The organism is Parvimonas sp. D2 (genome assembly GCF_035282635.1).
Classification (GTDB): Bacteria; Bacillota; Clostridia; order Tissierellales; family Peptoniphilaceae; genus Parvimonas.
Genome location: NZ_JAYKBO010000105.1, coordinates 1 through 238, shown reverse-complemented (window position 1 = coordinate 238; position 238 = coordinate 1). Strand labels below are relative to the sequence as shown.

At 31.5% G+C, this 238-nt stretch carries 1 protein-coding gene; it reads left to right on the top strand.

Annotated features, from left to right (window positions below):
• Positions 1-238 (top strand): 2-hydroxyacyl-CoA dehydratase family protein (locus tag VJI77_RS07745; protein ID WP_323989021.1); only part of this gene is annotated, 238 nt, incomplete at both ends.

Sequence of the window (238 nt, the reverse complement as noted above, 5' to 3'; positions counted from 1 at the left end):
TAAGCGACACTTGCCCATATTTTTATTTTTCGGATATTGTAATTGGAGAAACAACGTGTGACGGAAAGAAAAAAATGTACGCACTTATGGGAGATTTTAAAAATGTTCATGTAATGCAATTACCCCCAAATAATAATGATGAGTTATCATTGAAACTCTGGACGAATGAAATTTATAAATTCAAAAGAAAGTTGGAAGACACTTTTGATGTGGAAATAACTGAAGAAAAACTATGGGA